This window comes from Paenibacillus sp. B46(2026) (assembly GCF_056786355.1).
Map to the genome: position 1 here is coordinate 4,614,706 of NZ_CM165907.1, position 16,410 is coordinate 4,631,115.

At 46.4% G+C, this 16,410-nt stretch carries 12 protein-coding genes; all 12 read right to left on the bottom strand.

All coding sequences use genetic code 11. From position 1 onward, the window contains the following. Positions 1 to 12 precede the first annotated feature (12 nt). Positions 13 to 1,425, bottom strand: a complete 1,413-nt coding sequence (locus tag AC1S8V_RS20720; RefSeq protein WP_482074536.1) for a UDP-N-acetylmuramoyl-tripeptide--D-alanyl-D-alanine ligase — start codon at positions 1,423 to 1,425, stop codon at positions 13 to 15. Then, positions 1,425 to 2,912 (bottom strand): UDP-N-acetylmuramoyl-L-alanyl-D-glutamate--2,6-diaminopimelate ligase, encoded by a 1,488-nt coding sequence (locus AC1S8V_RS20725; protein WP_482070553.1) that lies wholly within the window; start codon positions 2,910 to 2,912, stop codon positions 1,425 to 1,427. Before AC1S8V_RS20725 ends, AC1S8V_RS20720 begins: the two co-directional genes overlap by 1 nt. A 140-nt stretch (positions 2,913 to 3,052) precedes the next feature. After that, positions 3,053 to 5,005: a stage V sporulation protein D gene (locus AC1S8V_RS20730; protein ID WP_482070554.1), complete on the bottom strand. Its 1,953-nt coding sequence runs from the start codon at positions 5,003 to 5,005 to the stop codon at positions 3,053 to 3,055. Between the two features lie 94 nt (positions 5,006 to 5,099). Further along, positions 5,100 to 7,433 carry a penicillin-binding transpeptidase domain-containing protein gene (locus tag AC1S8V_RS20735; protein WP_482070555.1) on the bottom strand — a complete coding sequence of 778 codons (2,334 nt, stop codon included), beginning with the start codon at positions 7,431 to 7,433 and terminating at the stop codon, positions 5,100 to 5,102. Between the two features lie 12 nt (positions 7,434 to 7,445). Beyond that, positions 7,446 to 7,874 (bottom strand): hypothetical protein, encoded by a 429-nt coding sequence (locus AC1S8V_RS20740; RefSeq protein WP_482070556.1) that lies wholly within the window; start codon positions 7,872 to 7,874, stop codon positions 7,446 to 7,448. A gap of 27 nt (positions 7,875 to 7,901) precedes the next feature. Further along, positions 7,902 to 8,852 (bottom strand): 16S rRNA (cytosine(1402)-N(4))-methyltransferase RsmH, encoded by a 951-nt coding sequence (gene rsmH, locus AC1S8V_RS20745; RefSeq protein ID WP_482070557.1) that lies wholly within the window; start codon positions 8,850 to 8,852, stop codon positions 7,902 to 7,904. Positions 8,853 to 8,870: 18 nt separating this feature from the next. Further along, complete coding sequence (mraZ, locus tag AC1S8V_RS20750; protein WP_017687291.1) at positions 8,871 to 9,308, bottom strand: division/cell wall cluster transcriptional repressor MraZ; 438 nt, start codon at positions 9,306 to 9,308, stop codon at positions 8,871 to 8,873. A 274-nt stretch (positions 9,309 to 9,582) separates the two neighbouring features. Beyond that, on the bottom strand, positions 9,583 to 10,848 hold the full coding sequence (locus tag AC1S8V_RS20755; RefSeq protein ID WP_482070558.1) for an adenosylhomocysteinase: 1,266 nt from the start codon (positions 10,846 to 10,848) through the stop codon (positions 9,583 to 9,585). Positions 10,849 to 10,892: 44 nt separating this feature from the next. Further along, positions 10,893 to 12,524 (bottom strand): bacillithiol biosynthesis cysteine-adding enzyme BshC, encoded by a 1,632-nt coding sequence (gene bshC, locus AC1S8V_RS20760; protein ID WP_482070559.1) that lies wholly within the window; start codon positions 12,522 to 12,524, stop codon positions 10,893 to 10,895. Between the two features lie 157 nt (positions 12,525 to 12,681). Beyond that, positions 12,682 to 14,451, bottom strand: a complete 1,770-nt coding sequence (locus AC1S8V_RS20765) for an ABC transporter ATP-binding protein (protein ID WP_482070560.1) — start codon at positions 14,449 to 14,451, stop codon at positions 12,682 to 12,684. Between the two features lie 17 nt (positions 14,452 to 14,468). After that, entirely contained in the window at positions 14,469 to 15,350 is an 882-nt protein-coding gene (locus tag AC1S8V_RS20770) for an ABC transporter permease (protein WP_482074537.1), read from the bottom strand. Positions 15,351 to 15,394: 44 nt separating this feature from the next. Continuing rightward, the gene (locus AC1S8V_RS20775; RefSeq protein ID WP_482070561.1) at positions 15,395 to 16,327 is read right to left on the bottom strand and encodes an ABC transporter permease; all 933 of its coding nucleotides are present in this window, start codon (positions 16,325 to 16,327) and stop codon (positions 15,395 to 15,397) included. Positions 16,328 to 16,410 lie beyond the last annotated feature (83 nt).

Genomic DNA, 16,410 nt, shown 5'->3' on the forward strand with positions numbered 1-16,410 from the left:
GGGTTCACCCCTCTAGTCTACTCGATTCTGTAATGGTGCTATTTGTAGTGCTTCGACCACGTCCTCCAGCTTCATGCCTCTTGAAGCTTTGAACAAGACAACGTCTCTGGGATGTAGTTTCTCCAGTAGATAACGGGTCATTTCTTCTTTATCTATAAAAGCATGCACAGCCTCTGCCGGCATATGCTTTCTTGCTCCTTCAGCAATATGTGCTGATAGCGTGCCATATACGAGCACCATGTCCATTTTGGCAGATGTAATATACTCACCAATTCCAAGATGCAGATTCTGCTCCTGAGGACCAAGTTCAAGCATATCACCAAGCACAGCCACTTTCATGCGGTATCCTTTCAGACCTTCTAGTACATCGATTGCGGCCTTCATGGAGGTTGGACTTGCATTGTATGCATCATTCAGCAAGGTTAGACCACTAACGCCTTGAGTAACCTCTATACGCATGCCTGTCAGTTTCAAGCGAGACAATCCCGCGGCAATCTGCTCCGTTGTCACTTTGAAATGACGGGCTACAGCCAAAGCAGCCAGACAGTTAACGACATTATGCGTTCCTAGTAGAGGTAGCGTAAATGCATGTTCTCCAGACTGTTTGGTGGTGAAAACTACGCCGTTCTGTGCATTCATAAGTCCGGTAGGATAGTCATCATTATCGGTTTGCAGACCAAATGTAAACCGCTGCAATCCATCAGGTTGTTTCGTTGCGGGTTCTTCAAGAACTTGTGCAATTAAAGGCTCGTCTCCGTTGTAGATCAGTAACCCGCCAGGCTTCAATCCCGCGGCAATCTCGGCTTTGGCTCTGGCAATCTCCAATCTGGACCCCAGCTGAAGCAGATGAGATTCACCAATATTGGTAATGATCGCTACATCTGGCTGAGCAATAACCGACAAATCGTTAATTTCCCCGCGACCACTCATACCCATCTCCAAAATGATAATCTCGGTATCCGGGTCCATGCTTAGTACAGTCAGTGGTAAACCAATGTGATTATTGAAGTTGCCTTGCGTCTTATGCACTTTGAACGTCGTTGAGAGAATGGCATCAACGATGTCCTTTGTTGTTGTCTTGCCGTTGCTGCCTGTAATGCCGACTACAGCCGCTTTATTCTCCGTTAGATAAGCAGATGCGAGTGCTTGCAGTGCGACAAGTGTGTCGTCAACAACAATGACAGCTCCTTGTGGCGGAATACCATGATCCTTTTGCCAGATCGCGCCTGCAGCCCCCTTCTCCAGACAGGCTTGCACAAATTCGTGTCCGTCAAACCTTTCACCCACTAGCGGGATAAACAAACTGCCTTCCAAAGGTTTACGTGAATCGGTAAACACTCCTTCGACCATTACATTGCCATGAGCAGCAACGTCACTTAATATTCCTCCACACATCTCGGCCAATTGTGCCAATGTTCTTTTTATCAATTGGATTTGCCCCTTATCGCTTCTTTGGCTATGATTCGGTCATCAAAATCGGTTTTGGTTGTGCCGATAATCTGATAGGTCTCGTGACCCTTGCCCGCAATCAATACTACATCGGCTGGGCTTGCCATTTCAATAGCTTCATGAATCGCCTGGCGCCGATCCACAATCATCGTATAACGTTCAGCAGGAACGGATTCTTCAATCAGGCCCTGTTCAATGTCTTTGAGAATCAGATCCGGATCTTCTGTCCGTGGATTATCGGAAGTAACCAGTACAAAATCACTATAATTCGCAGCAATTTTCCCCATGAGAGGGCGTTTCGTACGGTCCCTGTCACCACCACAGCCAAACACGCAGATTACACGTCCTTCGGCAAATTCCTTCACCGTCCGCAGCACATTCTCCAGTCCATCCGGTGTATGGGCATAATCGACAATCACAGCAAATGGCTGCCCTTCGTCCACTCCTTCCACACGTCCATCCACGCCCGGAACCGTCTCCAGACTGCGCTTGATCTCTTCCAGCGGGATGCCTTCAACCAGCGCTGCAGAAATTGCTGCCATTGCATTGTACACATTGAATTTGCCTACCATGCGCAAGCGAATATCCGTGCTGCCTGCAAATGTATCCACGTGGAAAGAAGTTCCCTGAGAAGTGATTGAGATTTGGGATGCGCGTACATCCGCCTCATCATCCATTCCATATGTAACCACTTCAGCCGCAGTCACAGAGATGAAATATGCCGCTGCCGGATCATCAGCATTGATGACAGCGAATTTACGCTGTGAAGCGTCTTCCGTATATCCGTTACCCAATCGTGCAAAGAACAATCCTTTGGCTCCGCGATATTCCTCCATGGAATGGTGATAGTCCAGATGATCCTGTGTCAGGTTAGTGAATACCGCAGTACGGAAATTCGTTCCCTTCACACGGCCTTGTTCCAGTGCGTGAGAAGAAACCTCCATAACACAGCAGTCAGTCCCCTTCTGAACCATATCATGCAGACTGCGCTGCAGATCAAGCGCCTCTGGTGTCGTTCCTGACATCGGGTAGGTGCGACCGTCATACCGCATTTGAATGGTACCGATCAATCCCGTCTTGCGTCCGTAATCGCTCATGATTTTTTCAATCAGATACGTGGTCGTCGTTTTTCCGTTCGTTCCCGTTACACCAATCATATTCATCTTGTGGCTTGGCGAGTCAAAAAAGAAATCTGCCAGAACAGCCATCGCAAACCGGCTGTCCTTCACCAGCAATTGTGGTACAGGCAGATCCAGCTGCCGTTCAACAACCAATGCAACTGCACCGGCATTTACGGCTTTTTCTGCATAATCATGACCATCTACCGTATGTCCCGGAAGACAGATAAACAGATCCCCCGGTTTTACCTGCCGGGAATCTGTCTGAAGGTTTTGGCATTCTGTATTCGATTCGCCCACAATACGGGCGGTGGTCAGCATCGATGCAAATTGTTTTAAAAGCACATGAATAACCTCACTTTTCCAATTATACTTCTGTTTTAACATATGTCTGTATTTATTACTATCGTCAATACAACCAAATAATGAAACGCACTTGGATGAGTTTTGTTGCGCTAGCAGCCGAAACTGCCCCAGTGCTCCAGTTATTCATCCTTCGTGTGATCATGTGCATCGTTCAGTACATCCCCCATGTAAATGCGGATGGTTGAACCCTGATCTACCCTTGCCCCAGGCTTAGGCGCCTGGTTAATCACATATTTACCACTGCCGGACTTCGCCAACATAAAATTCATGTTCAGGTCTTCGTATAGATCTTCAACAGTAGCACCTGTCAGATCTGGAACCGTTACGATTTTGGTCTCGCCGTACTTGTATTCTTTGGCGACCTGATCCTTCCGGACAGGGACGTTCATGTAATGCAGGGCATCCTCAAGGATGTTCTGTACAATCGGGGCGGCAACCACACCTCCGAATTGAATTCCTTTGGGATTATCCACTGCGGTATAAACCACAATCTGTGGGTCATCTGCTGGAGCAAAACCGATAAAGGATACAATATGCTCTGTTGAGGAATAACGTCCGTTGATAACCTTCTGGGCTGTACCTGTTTTACCACCGACCCGGTATCCATCAATAAACGCCGGACGCCCGGTACCTTTGGCGACAACACTCTCGAGTGCTTCACGTACTTGCTTGGACGTATTCTCCGAGATCACCTGACGAACCAGCTCCGGCTTGGTTTCTTCCATGACTTCTCCCGTGACCGGATGGACCCACGCTTTCGTAACATAAGGCTTGTAAAGTTTACCCCCATTAATGGCCGCTGACACAGCCGCTACTTGTTGAATGGGCGTTACCGATACACCTTGACCAAAAGCGGTCGTTGCAAGCTCGACAGGTCCTACTCTGGACAGTTTAAACAGAATTCCACTGGCTTCTCCGCTAAGGTCGATCCCTGTTTTGGTGCCGAATCCAAAGTCTTTAATATAGGAGAACAGCGATTCTTTTCCCAGCCTCTGCCCCAGAGCCACAAATCCCGGGTTGCATGAGTTCTCCACCACCTGCAGGAAGGTCTGACTTCCGTGGCCGCCCTTTTTCCAGCAACGCAGACGAGCTCCACCCACCTCAACATATCCGGGATCAAAGAATTGATCCTGCTGCAGATTGACCTTTTTCTCTTCAAGCGCTGCTGCCAAGGTAATGATCTTAAATGTGGAGCCCGGTTCGTAGGTCATCCAGATCGGTAGATTCCGGTTGTATATCTCTGCGGGATATTGTTGATAATCGGCAGGTTCGTATCCCGGCCTGCTGGACATCCCCAAAATTTCACCTGTTTTGGGGTTCATGGCTATGGCCAGTGCTGAGTTCGCCTGAAACTTCACCATGGCCTGATCCAGTTCTCTCTCCATGATGGACTGAATGGATTTATCAATGGTCAGCTTGAGGTTGAGGCCGTCCTTCGGTTCCACATACTTCTCGGATGAGCCCGGCATTAGCCTTCCGGCCGCATCGGACAAGTAGGACACACTGCCATTCAAACCATTCAGCTTATCATCATATTTCTTCTCAACACCCGTTAAGCCCTGATTATCAATACCCGTGAAACCGAGAATATGAGCAGCCAAATCATCATAGGGATAAAAACGTTTATTATCCTCAGCAACAACGATACCCGGAAGCTTCAAATCACGGATGCGCTGAGCTTTCTCCATCGTAATTTTGCGGCCGCCGGGTTGTAGTCGTACAATGAGTTCTCGTTTTTTGATGGTTGCCAGCACTTTTTCTTCCGTCATCCCAAGCAATGGGGCCAACGCCTTAGCTGTCGTTTCAGCTTCTTTAACCTGGGCCGGAATGGCCATAATGGTCGGTGTTGTCACATTATAGGCCAGAGAGGTTCCATTTCGATCCAGGATCTCCCCTCGCTTGGCGGAGTAAGGAATATTACGCCGCCAGGATTCTTCTGCTTTTGCTGACAATTCAGGACCTTCACCGAGCTGTACATAAGCAAGCCTGATCATCAGGGCCGAAAATAACAAAACTAAAATCATTAAACTCCATAGCAACCTGCGCCGCAGATTTACGCTTGATCCCTTCACGAAAAGATCCCCCCACTCGTCCCAAAATCATGACATTCGTTCCATTCATGAATATTCAGGACAACCGGGGGTTAGAACAAGCTGTCAGAGCTCCCTAAGGAAGCGAAGCCCCGTTTGTTGCTGGATCGTCAGAGGATTCGGATTCATTGGCAGGAGCCTTGTTGTTATCTGTCTCTTCTTTTAGATCGCTTTTACCTTCTCCGCCCGACGCCTCTTGTTCCTTCTCTTCGGCTTCTGACGACGGATCAGAAGAGACTGGATCCTCATCCGCTATACCGGTGACTGCGGCTTTGGCAGTCTGCAAATTCAGCTGTACAGTTCTCTGCTCACCTGCTACCTGCTCAGTTTGCTTCACGACATACCCTTCACCCTTGACCGTAACTCCCACTTTCATGAGGGAAAGTACTTCAAGAGCATCCCGAAGAGATTCACCTGTTAGATCCGGGATCTTCATCTTGCTGCTTTCTTCCGTAAGCAGATAGATTCGTTGGCCTGGATTCATGGACGCTCCAGCCACCGGATACTGCCGAATTACATTTTCACCTTGACCAAGAGTCACATAAGCAATACCTGCGTTCAGAAGCTGGCTTCTGGCCTGTTTGGCTGTCTTGCCACTCAGGTCCGGTGCCTTGGCTTGCACAACTGGAACTTCTTTTGAGTTTTTATCAGCAGTTTTGGCTTTATCCTTGGGAACTCCCAGATATTGAAGAGTTTGGCTGGCGATTTTTTTAAATACCGGGGCTGCTGCAGTTCCTCCCCCAATATTACTTCCGTCCGGTTGGTCAATGACAACTAGTATCGCAATCTTCGGATTATTCACGGGTGCAAATCCAATAAAGGATACAACGTCTTTCGACTTGCTGTATGCCCCGTTAACGACCTTTCTTGCCGTACCTGTCTTACCAGCTACACGGTAACCCTCGATATAGGCGTTGCGTCCGGTCCCAATCGTTTGGTCTGCAACCACTTGTTCCAGATAGCCGCTCACCAGTTTGGAAGATTCCTTCGAGATCACCTGACGGACGACTTTAGGTTTGATGATTTCCGTTGTCCCATCATTCGGGTTCTTGATCTCCTTCACCAGATGTGGCTCAAGCAATTTGCCGCCGTTGGCAATCGCAGAGATTGCTGCGACCTGTTGAATTGGTGTTACCTGTACAAGACCATGACCATAGGCTGCCGTGGCAATCTCGGATTTGTAAACCAGTGGCTTGATCGGTGACGCTGCCTCATTTGGCAGATCAATACCCGTCTTTTTGCCAAAACCGAATTCGTCTATGTAATGACGCAGACGTTCACCACCAAGCATGTTATAACCCAAATTAACAAAAGCAATGTTACTTGACCGTTTGACACCTTCGAGATAAGAGATCCAACCATAGGCATGACCATTATCACTAATCGGGAAACCGCCAATATACATGCGTTTAGATTCAAAACTTGCATTGGGATCGAAGAGTTTTTCTTCTACAGCCCCTGCTAGCGTAACTATTTTGAATGTACTACCTGGCTCATAGATTGATTGAGTAGCATGATTGATAAAATTCTTTTGATCAGGTGTACTCCCGTACGTATTAGGATTAAAGGTTGGCCAGTTCGCCATCCCCAGAATCTCCATTGTGTTCGGGTCCGCAGCAATAACCGTCATGCTCAGAGGGTTATACTTGGCGACGGCTTCCTTCATTGCGTCCTCAATGTAGAACTGGATCGTATCATCGATGGTCAGCTTAAGGTTCTTACCGTTCTGAGGTGGCAGATAGTTATCCTGTGAATCGGGAAGTTTAATGCCTTTGGCATCCTTCTGATAATTCAGATATCCATCTGTGCCTGTCAGTGCTTCATCATATGAGACTTCAAGTCCATTGACAGCTTTCCCATCACGGCTCATATATCCCAAGAGGTGAGAAGCAAGTGTTTCTTCAGGGTAAAACCGTTTGGACTCCTGAGCCATCACAATTGCATTACGAGCCTTGTACTCTTCTTGTAATTCCTCACGCAGTTCGTTGACTTTTTCCGCAAGCTCAGGACTTATCTTATATCCTTCACTGCGTACTTCACGTTGTTGAAAAAATTCACCATCTTTTTTCTTCGCTGTGACCAGTGCACGCATTTCACTCTCATTTTTCCCGAGAAGGGCAGAGAGCTTCTCCGTAACAACATCTTGAATTCCTAGTTCATTAATTAATAACGGATTAACGGAAACCGTATACGCTGGAGCGTCAGTAGCCAAAATGTTTCCATTTCGATCCGTAATCGTTCCTCGTGCAGCCTTAATCGTCTGTTCCCGCTCTACCAAACCGGCCGCCCGTTCCTGCCATACACCGCCATTCACAACTTGGATGAAGAAGATTCGTGTTACGAGTACAAGAAAAAAGAGGGTAATACATCCCCCTATAAGCAACGTGCGCATCTTTATTCTTTTTATCATCGGAACACCTCTTTACTTACTGCTTGCTGTATTCGAAGACGATTCAGTACCTGTTGATTTCGTACTTGTTGAGCGAGGTACAAAAATGACATCCTTACCGGAAGCTTCAACGTAACCAAGTTGTTTTGCGTTTTCGATGACCTGGTTGTTCAATGTTTCTTTTTCCACTTGCAGGTCTGCAATCGTCTTCTCATACCCCTTGACTTCCGAAATAGTGGCCTGCGCCTGCTTGTTCAGATCATAGATATGAGCATAACGAGACATCAAGGCTCCTCCAACAAGGATAACTGCAACCAGGGTAATCAGATACAAAATCTTCTCGCGTGCCGGAAGACCCGTACGACGGGTCACCACTTTGGTGGTTTCTTTGTATCGTTGCTGGGTCACACGTTCCTGGGACGCTTTTTCTTTTACAGCGAGATTACCACGTGTATATGCCATACTCCGATTCTCCCCTCCACTCTTGATCTACAATTTCTCGGCTACGCGCAGTTTGGCTGAACGAGCACGTGAATTTTCGGCTAATTCCGTTCCCGTTGGAATCAGCGGTTTTCTGTTAACTAAACGCAGGGTACCCTTGCCGCCGCATACACACAACGGAAAATCGGGTGGACATGTACATTTCTCCAGATAACTGCTGAAAATCTGTTTACATATCCGATCCTCAAGGGAGTGGAAGGTAATTACAGATACACGTCCTCCTGGTGCCAGACAACGAACAGCCTGATGCAATCCTTCCTCAAACGCACCCAACTCATCATTGACGGCAATCCGTAATGCCTGGAAGCTGCGTTTGGCAGGATGTCCACCGGTACGGCGAGCTGCCGCCGGAATGCCTTCCTTGATTAGTTCCACTAGTTCACCAGTCGTCTCAATGGTAGACTGAGCTCGTTTTCCAACGATAACACGGGCAATTCTTCTCGAAAACTTCTCTTCACCATAGCGATAGAAAATTCGAGCAATCTCTTCTTCTGACCATTCGTTTACAATCTCTTTGGCTGTAAGCATTGCATCCTGGTCCATTCGCATATCAAGTGGAGCATCGTGATTGTAGCTGAATCCACGCTCTCCTTCATCGAATTGCGGGGATGACACACCCAAGTCGTACAAAATACCATCGACCTGTGGTACACCATCCTTCATCGGTACATCCAGATCCTTGAGTACCTGTTCCAGATCTCGAAAATTGGTTTTCACCAATGTTACACGTTCTCCATAAGCTGCGAGCTTCTCGCGAGCATTATCCAAAGCCCAATCATCCTGATCAAGTGCGATCAGACGTCCCTCTGGACCGAGCTTGGAAGCAATCACGGAGCTATGTCCGCCACCGCCTAAAGTGCAGTCCACGTATATACCGTTCTGCTTGATGTTTAATCCCTCTGTTGCCTCTTCTTTGAGTACGGTTATGTGGTGAAACAACCTGCACCCCTCCTGACTTTATAGATCAAAATTAAAATCGACCAGCTTTTCGGCAATGTCGTTGAATGCTTCTTCGGATTGATTGAAATAACTCTCCCATATGCCTTTGCTCCAAATCTCCACCCGGTTCGACACGCCAAGTACAACACAATCCTTGTCCAGCTTGGCATACTCTCTTAAATTACCCGGCAGATTTACCCTGCCCTGTTTGTCCAGTTCACATTCGGTTGCACCCGAGAAAAAAAACCGGGTAAACGCACGTGCATCAGATTTCATCAATGGCAGTGCTTTGAGTTTCTGTTCCATGACCCCCCACTCCTCCATGGGGTACACGAAAAGACACTGGTCCAAACCCCGTGTGACAACGAAAGACGGCCCCAGAGATTCGCGGAATTTAGCCGGAATGATAACCCGACCCTTGTCATCAATGCTATGTTGGAACTCCCCCATAAACATTGGCCCACTCACTCCTCACCCGTTTCTCCCACTTTGCCCCACTTTCCACCACCTAAGCATAATAGATTCGCACAAAAAAATCAAAACCCTTCTTGCATTGCTTGATTTTTTAATTTATAAACATAAAAAAAACGTCTTTGATCCTGTCACTCAGGATCAAAGACGTTTCCCGTAAACGGACAATCGTATGTCTACCCGCACATGAGCCATATCATCAATAAACCATTCTATACCCTTTGAATCAGTTCATCAGCTTGTAAATATTGGATATATCTTAAAATTTCCAGCTATCCAGATATTTTTCTTGCTCGGCCGACAAAGAGTCGATGCCAATATTCAAACTTTCAAGTTTATAGCTGGCAACCTGCTGGTCAATATCATAAGGTACATTAACAACATTTTTACCTAACTCAGCATAGTTCTCACTCACATAACGCAGACCAAGCGCCTGCAGAGCAAACGTCGTATCCATGATTTCGGCAGGGTGACCATCTGCTGCACCCAGATTCACAAGACGGCCTTCTGCAAGAAGGTACATTTTACGACCATCTTTGAAACGATATTCCTCAATGTTACGGCGAACTGTGCGAATTGATTCCGAACGTTTAGCCAGTTCAGGTTTATTCACTTCAACATCAAAGTGACCTGCATTACTCAGGATTGCTCCGTCCTTCATCACATCATAATGCTCACCTGTGATAACATCCTTATTGCCTGTAACTGCGATAAAGAAATCGCCCAATTTGGCGGCTTCAACCATCGTCATGACCCGGAATCCGTCCATGTGTGCTTCTACTGCCTTGATTGGATCGATCTCGGTTACGATCACATTCGCTCCAAGACCTTTGGCGCGCATCGCTACACCTTTACCACACCAGCCATAACCTGCTACCACTACATTTTTCCCTGCTATAACCAGATTGGTTGTACGGATGATACCGTCAAATGCGGACTGACCTGTTCCATAACGATTATCGAACAGATACTTGCAGTAAGCGTCATTAACCGCAACCATCGGGAACTTCAATTGGCCTTCTTTCGCCAATGCTTTCAAACGAATAATGCCGGTTGTCGTTTCTTCCGCTCCTCCGCGAATTGTCGCTGCGAGGTCAGGGCGCTCGGATGCAATAATCGTTGCAAAGTCTCCGCCATCATCAATAATGAGATCAGGTTTCACCTCAAGTGCACGAAGTTGCAGTGCTTTGAATTCCGCAGGTTCCGGATTGTACTTCGCATACACCGTAACGCCATCTTCCACCAATGCTGCGCAGACATCATCTTGTGTAGACAATGGGTTGCTGTGCGTAATCGTTACTTCTGCACCACCAGCTTGGATCACTTTTGCCAAGTAAGCTGTTTTTGCCTCCAGATGAAGACAAATCGCAACCTTCAAACCTTTAAAAGGCAGATCCTGTTCAAACTGACGACGAATACGATTCAATACAGGCATGTGTGCCTCTACCCAATCAATTTTCAGATGACCCTCTGAAGCGAGTCCCATATCTTTAACAATACTGTTTTGCAATGCAGGTGTAGTCATTCCATATCCTCCTCGTTTATGTGTTTCTTCTATTATAAAGGTCTCTACAGTGCAATAACCTTGTGCTCTCCACGGAATTCGCTTGAGGTCTTAATCAGTTCATCGATCCACTCGGTGCCATAACGATTCAGGTAAAAGAGTACATTATGTACTCGTTCCTGCGGTTTGCCCGTCGGGAATAAAGAGTTTTGAATGCCGTTCCAATGCCTTAGACTTACATTATGTTTATCTTCGATGGCTTTGTGAGTCTGCTGCTTCAGATAATGCATTTGCTCGGTGATTTTACTCAAATTGGTATCTCCAATTCGTTCCAGCCCAGGATGAATCTCCGCGATCTCATCTAGCAATGGTCCATACAGATCAAGAAACGCTTCCTGAACCTTGTCAAACTGTCCATCTACCTGGAACGTCTCCTGCTGTGCGAGCCACTGTTCCTTCTTGTCTTCCATATGATATTGAACATCCTGAAAAGAAAGTTCATATTGATTCATATGTTTGTGATGAACATCTTCCATAATGGTGAAGGACAACCGCGGCAACAAAATAGGCATTTGCAGCCCGAACTGACGGAATGCTTCGCGAGTCAAACCCCAATATGCAATTTCACCTTGCCCCAAAATAACAGCAGCTACAGGCAAAACGGAATCCTGCATCAATGGCCGAGTTAATACGTTGTTACTAAAGCGCTCAGGATGTTCCCCCAGCTCCTGGAGCAGACGCTCCTCTGTGAAAGAAACCAGACCTTTACGGTCAGTATACAAGCCATCCTTCAACGTCAAAAGCAACCGCGCGCCTTCATGGATATAGAACAGATTGGCTCCATCCTCTGCCACTTCGGCAGGCATAGCATAACCAGCTTGTTGTACCAATGAAGATCCATGTATATAAGCGTTGCGCAATACTTCATTGCTTCGTATCAATCGTTCGAACACTGGCTGCTCTATCCTGCGTAAGTCTGGATCTGATGCATCCATTAGAACAAGTCCACTGCTGGCAAACAAAGCGGATATCATACGAGCAAATGCATCACTCAGATTCGAACTGGATTGATGGATCTCTGTGATGCATTTCATCAATCCTGGTTTATGTATCGTATCGGGTAACAGATGTTCCACCTGTTCGAGTACACTCATCCACTGTTCCGTATCCACATGAACATTACTCACAGAATCCCTACCTGCGAATCGTCCTTGTAACTTGACTTTCTTCATATCTCCCTGGTGATCAGGCAGATACGTATGGTTAACCTCATCCCAGTCGTGGTCTTCACCGGCGATCCAAAATACTGGAACTACCGGGCGTTGAAGTCTTTCTTCGGCTTCACGCGCAGCTGCCACTACGCTGGCGGCTTTGTATATGACGAACAGTGGTCCAGTGAGCAGACCACTCTGCTGCCCTCCTGTAACCACTAGTGCATCTTGTTCTGCAAGACGTGTGATGGACGCATGAACCTCTCCATGGTCGTTCACCCGCTTATTATATATACGTAAATACTCTGCCAGATCACGACGATCAATACGTGTGTTTTCCGATTGGTCCAGCCACTCGGCACGCGCCTGAAGTCCTGATTCCCAGCGAATGTCATACTCGTAAAGGCCACGCGCAGCATCTCTTGAACAGATATAATCTTCTGCAAGTCTTGATCCGCTGCGGAGTGCCTCGGTAATACCGTTCATGAGGTCTGCCTCCTATTCTACTTCAAAGAGCCTTTCTTGATTGTACCGAATTCAAGGCCGCTTCGTCAAAAGAAAGTGATTAAAATACGAAAAAAACCGCCGAACGAGTCGGCGGCGCTTAATACATCAATAATAGCATATCGCTTTAATAATTCTATTATACGTAAGGTTCTGCAACCCAGTGACCTTTGGAAACCTCAATCAATTGAGAATTTTCCAGGTTGTACGGATCATTTGCAGGACCGCCAGATCCATTCTGAATCGGGCTCATATGCTCTTCTGGCAGCAAGATGCGACGTTTGTTCGCTTCCACTTCCGGATCAGGTACAGGGATCGCGGAAAGCAATGTTTTGGTGTAAGGGTGGACAGGGTTCGCATACAGTTCTTCACTTTCTGCGAGCTCAACCACTTTACCCATGTACATTACAGCTACACGGTCACTGATATGTTTAACCATTGACAAGTCATGCGCAATAAACAGGTATGTCAAGCCGAGACGTTGCTGAAGTTCTTCAAGCAATTTAACGACCTGCGCCTGAATGGATACATCCAGTGCAGACAATGGCTCATCACAGATGATGAATTTAGGGTCTACAGCAAGCGCACGCGCAATCCCGATCCGTTGTCTTTGACCACCGGAGAATTCATGTGGATAACGCAGAGCATGACTTGGATTCAAACCTACCAGATCAAGCAGCTCTTCCACTCGTCTCTTGCGCTCTTTAGAGCTGGAAGCCAAGCCATGAATATCCAAAGACTCCCCGATAATATCCATTACGTTGAAACGCGGATTAAGGGATGCATATGGATCTTGGAAAATCATCTGCATATCTTTACGCATTTCTTTCATTTTGCGCGGGGACAACTTGTAGATATCCGTTCCGTTAAAGTTAACACTTCCGCCAGTTGGCTCATAAAGACGCAGAATGGTACGACCTGTTGTAGATTTACCACAGCCAGACTCGCCTACAACGCCAAGTGTTTCACCTTCAAAGATATCAAAGCTTACGTCATTGACCGCTTTGAGAATGTTACCTTTGCCCAAATTAAAGTACTGTTTCAAGTTTTTCACTTGTACCAGAGGCTTGTTGCTGCCTTTGATAATACCAGCAGGAGTTGGTTTCTCCTTTTTGGGCTCGTCCAGGCGAGGCAAAGCATTGAGCAATTTAATCGTGTATGGATGTTGAGGGTTACTAAAGATTTCAGCAGTTGTTCCTGTTTCAACAACTTCGCCTTCCTTCATAACAACAACACGGTCACACATACCCGCTACGACACCAAGGTCATGCGTAATCAGCATGATTGATGTTCCAAGCTTTTGCTGCATGTCTTTCATTACATCCAGAATTTGAGCCTGAATTGTAACGTCAAGTGCAGTTGTCGGCTCATCCGCAATCAGAAGGGATGGACGACATGCAAGCGCGATCGCAATCATGGCACGCTGACGCATACCACCAGAGAATTGGTGTGGGTAATGGTTCATGCGGATAGCCGCATTTTTAATTCCTACAAGTTCCAGCATTTCCAAAGCAGCTTTATCCGCCGCTTGTTTGGACATGTTCTGATGCTTGCGCAATACTTCGGTAATTTGTTTACCAATTTTAATGGTAGGATTCAAAGAAGTCATTGGATCTTGGAAGATCATACCGATATCTTTACCACGGATGGATTCCATTTGTTTATCCGTCTTATTCAGCAGATCTTGCCCGTGAAAAATAATTTCTCCGCTTTTGACCTTCGAAGGCGGGGAGGGAATCAATTTCATGATGGTTTGGGCGGTAACACTCTTACCACTACCAGACTCACCTACGATCCCCAGCGTCTCTCCTTTGCCAAGTTCAAAACTCACATGTTTAACGGCATCAAATTCACCAGAACGTGTTGTAAACGACACGCTTAGGTCCTTGACTGTTAAGATTGGCTCCATAATCCCACCTCCTATTTCTATTTACGTAATTTCGGATCGAGTGCGTCACGCAGACCGTCTCCGAGCAAGTTAAATGCAAGCATTGTAAGTACCATCAGACCTGCTGGGAACCACATCCGCCACGGGAATAGCGTCCAGCCTGTAAGTGCATCATTAATCATGGAACCCAGGGAAGATCTCGGTGCAGACACACCCAACCCGAGGAAACTCAGGAACGCTTCGGCAAAGATGGCATTTGGAATGGACAACGTTAGCGTTACGAGAATCGGTCCCATTGCATTTGGCAGCAAGTGACGGAACAATTGACGTCCTGTGCTTGCGCCCATGGACCGTGCCGCAAGAATAAAGTCCCTGTTTTTGAGTTGCATGATCTCACCACGTACAATCCAGGACATACTGATCCAACCTGTAATGGTAAGGGCAATAATAATGGTTGTCAGACTTGGCTCCAATACAACCAGCAACAAGATTACAACAAGCATGTATGGCAAGGAATAGAGGATTTCAGAGAACTTGTTCATGATTCCATCTACACGTCCACCGTAGAAACCCATGATCGCTCCATAAATAACCCCGATCACAAGGTCAATCAAGGCAGCGGCCAAACCTACAGTAAGGGATACACGTGCTCCTACCCAGGTTCTTACCCAAACGTCACGACCAAGCTCGTCCGTACCGAACCAGTGCTCCGCACTCGGCGCTGCGTTGGCATTCAACAAATCATTGGAATAATAATTATAACTGGTAAACAAAGAAGTTGGACCAATCAAAGAGAAAATTACGACAAGAACCAATACACCTAGACTAATCATTGCAGCCTTATTGGTTGCAAGTCTGTACATGGCATCTTTAAAAAGGGATACACTTTCTTGCGGTTTAACCGCTGCCTGACTATTCAGGTCAGTGTTCGCCGTTTCATTATTTTTATTATTGCCAGACAACGTTATGCCCCCTTCCGGCTTTCCAGCTTAATTCTAGGATCAATTAGCACGTAAGCGATATCTGTAAAGAAACGCGCCAACATCAGGAGGATACCATAGAAAATCGTAATCCCCATGATCATGGTGTAATCACGGTTTGTGATACTCTCTACAAATACTTTACCTATACCACCGATGTTAAAGATCTGTTCAATAACAACGGAACCTGTAATGATATTTGCTGTCATTGGACCAACATATGTTACTACCGGTAAAATACCGTTTCTTACAACGTGTCTAAACATGATAGCCGGCCATTTCAAACCTTTGGCTTTTGCTGTCTTGATATAATCTGCATGTAAAACTTCCAGCATGCTGGAACGAGTCAAACGTGCGATAAAGGCAATTGGTGATGCAGACAATGCTGCAACTGGGAGAACGTAGTCCAATGGACCGTCAAAGCCCATCACGTTAAACCAGCCCAATTTAGTAGCAAAGAGATACTGCAATAGTGATGCAAGCAAGAAGCTCGGAACAGCTATACCTATGACAGCGAGGATCATCGTGATATCATCAATGAGTTTACGATGGTAAACCGCAGCAATAAGCCCCAGTAAAACACCCACGATAATGGAGATAACAATCGCAAACACTCCAAGCTTCAGCGAAGCGGTAAATGTTTCACCAATCATTCCGGCTACATCGCGATTCAGATATTTCATTGAAACTCCGAAATCTCCCTTAATGATTCCACCCATATACTTCAGGTATTGTTCATACATCGGTTTGTCCAAACCATACTTCTGTTCCAGCAAGGCCCGAATTTCAGGCGATACTTTTTTCTCGGCTGTAAAAGGGTCACCCGGAATCGCCTTCATCAGGAAGAAGGTTGCAGATGCGAGTATGAAAAGCGATAGTAGCATAAATAGTAATTTTTTCAAAACGTACTTAATCAACCCTTGCACACCTCCACAAACAATATTTTGTATACAAATCGATTGTAGAATTAGACAGAAATAAAGTCCAATCCATTTATCGG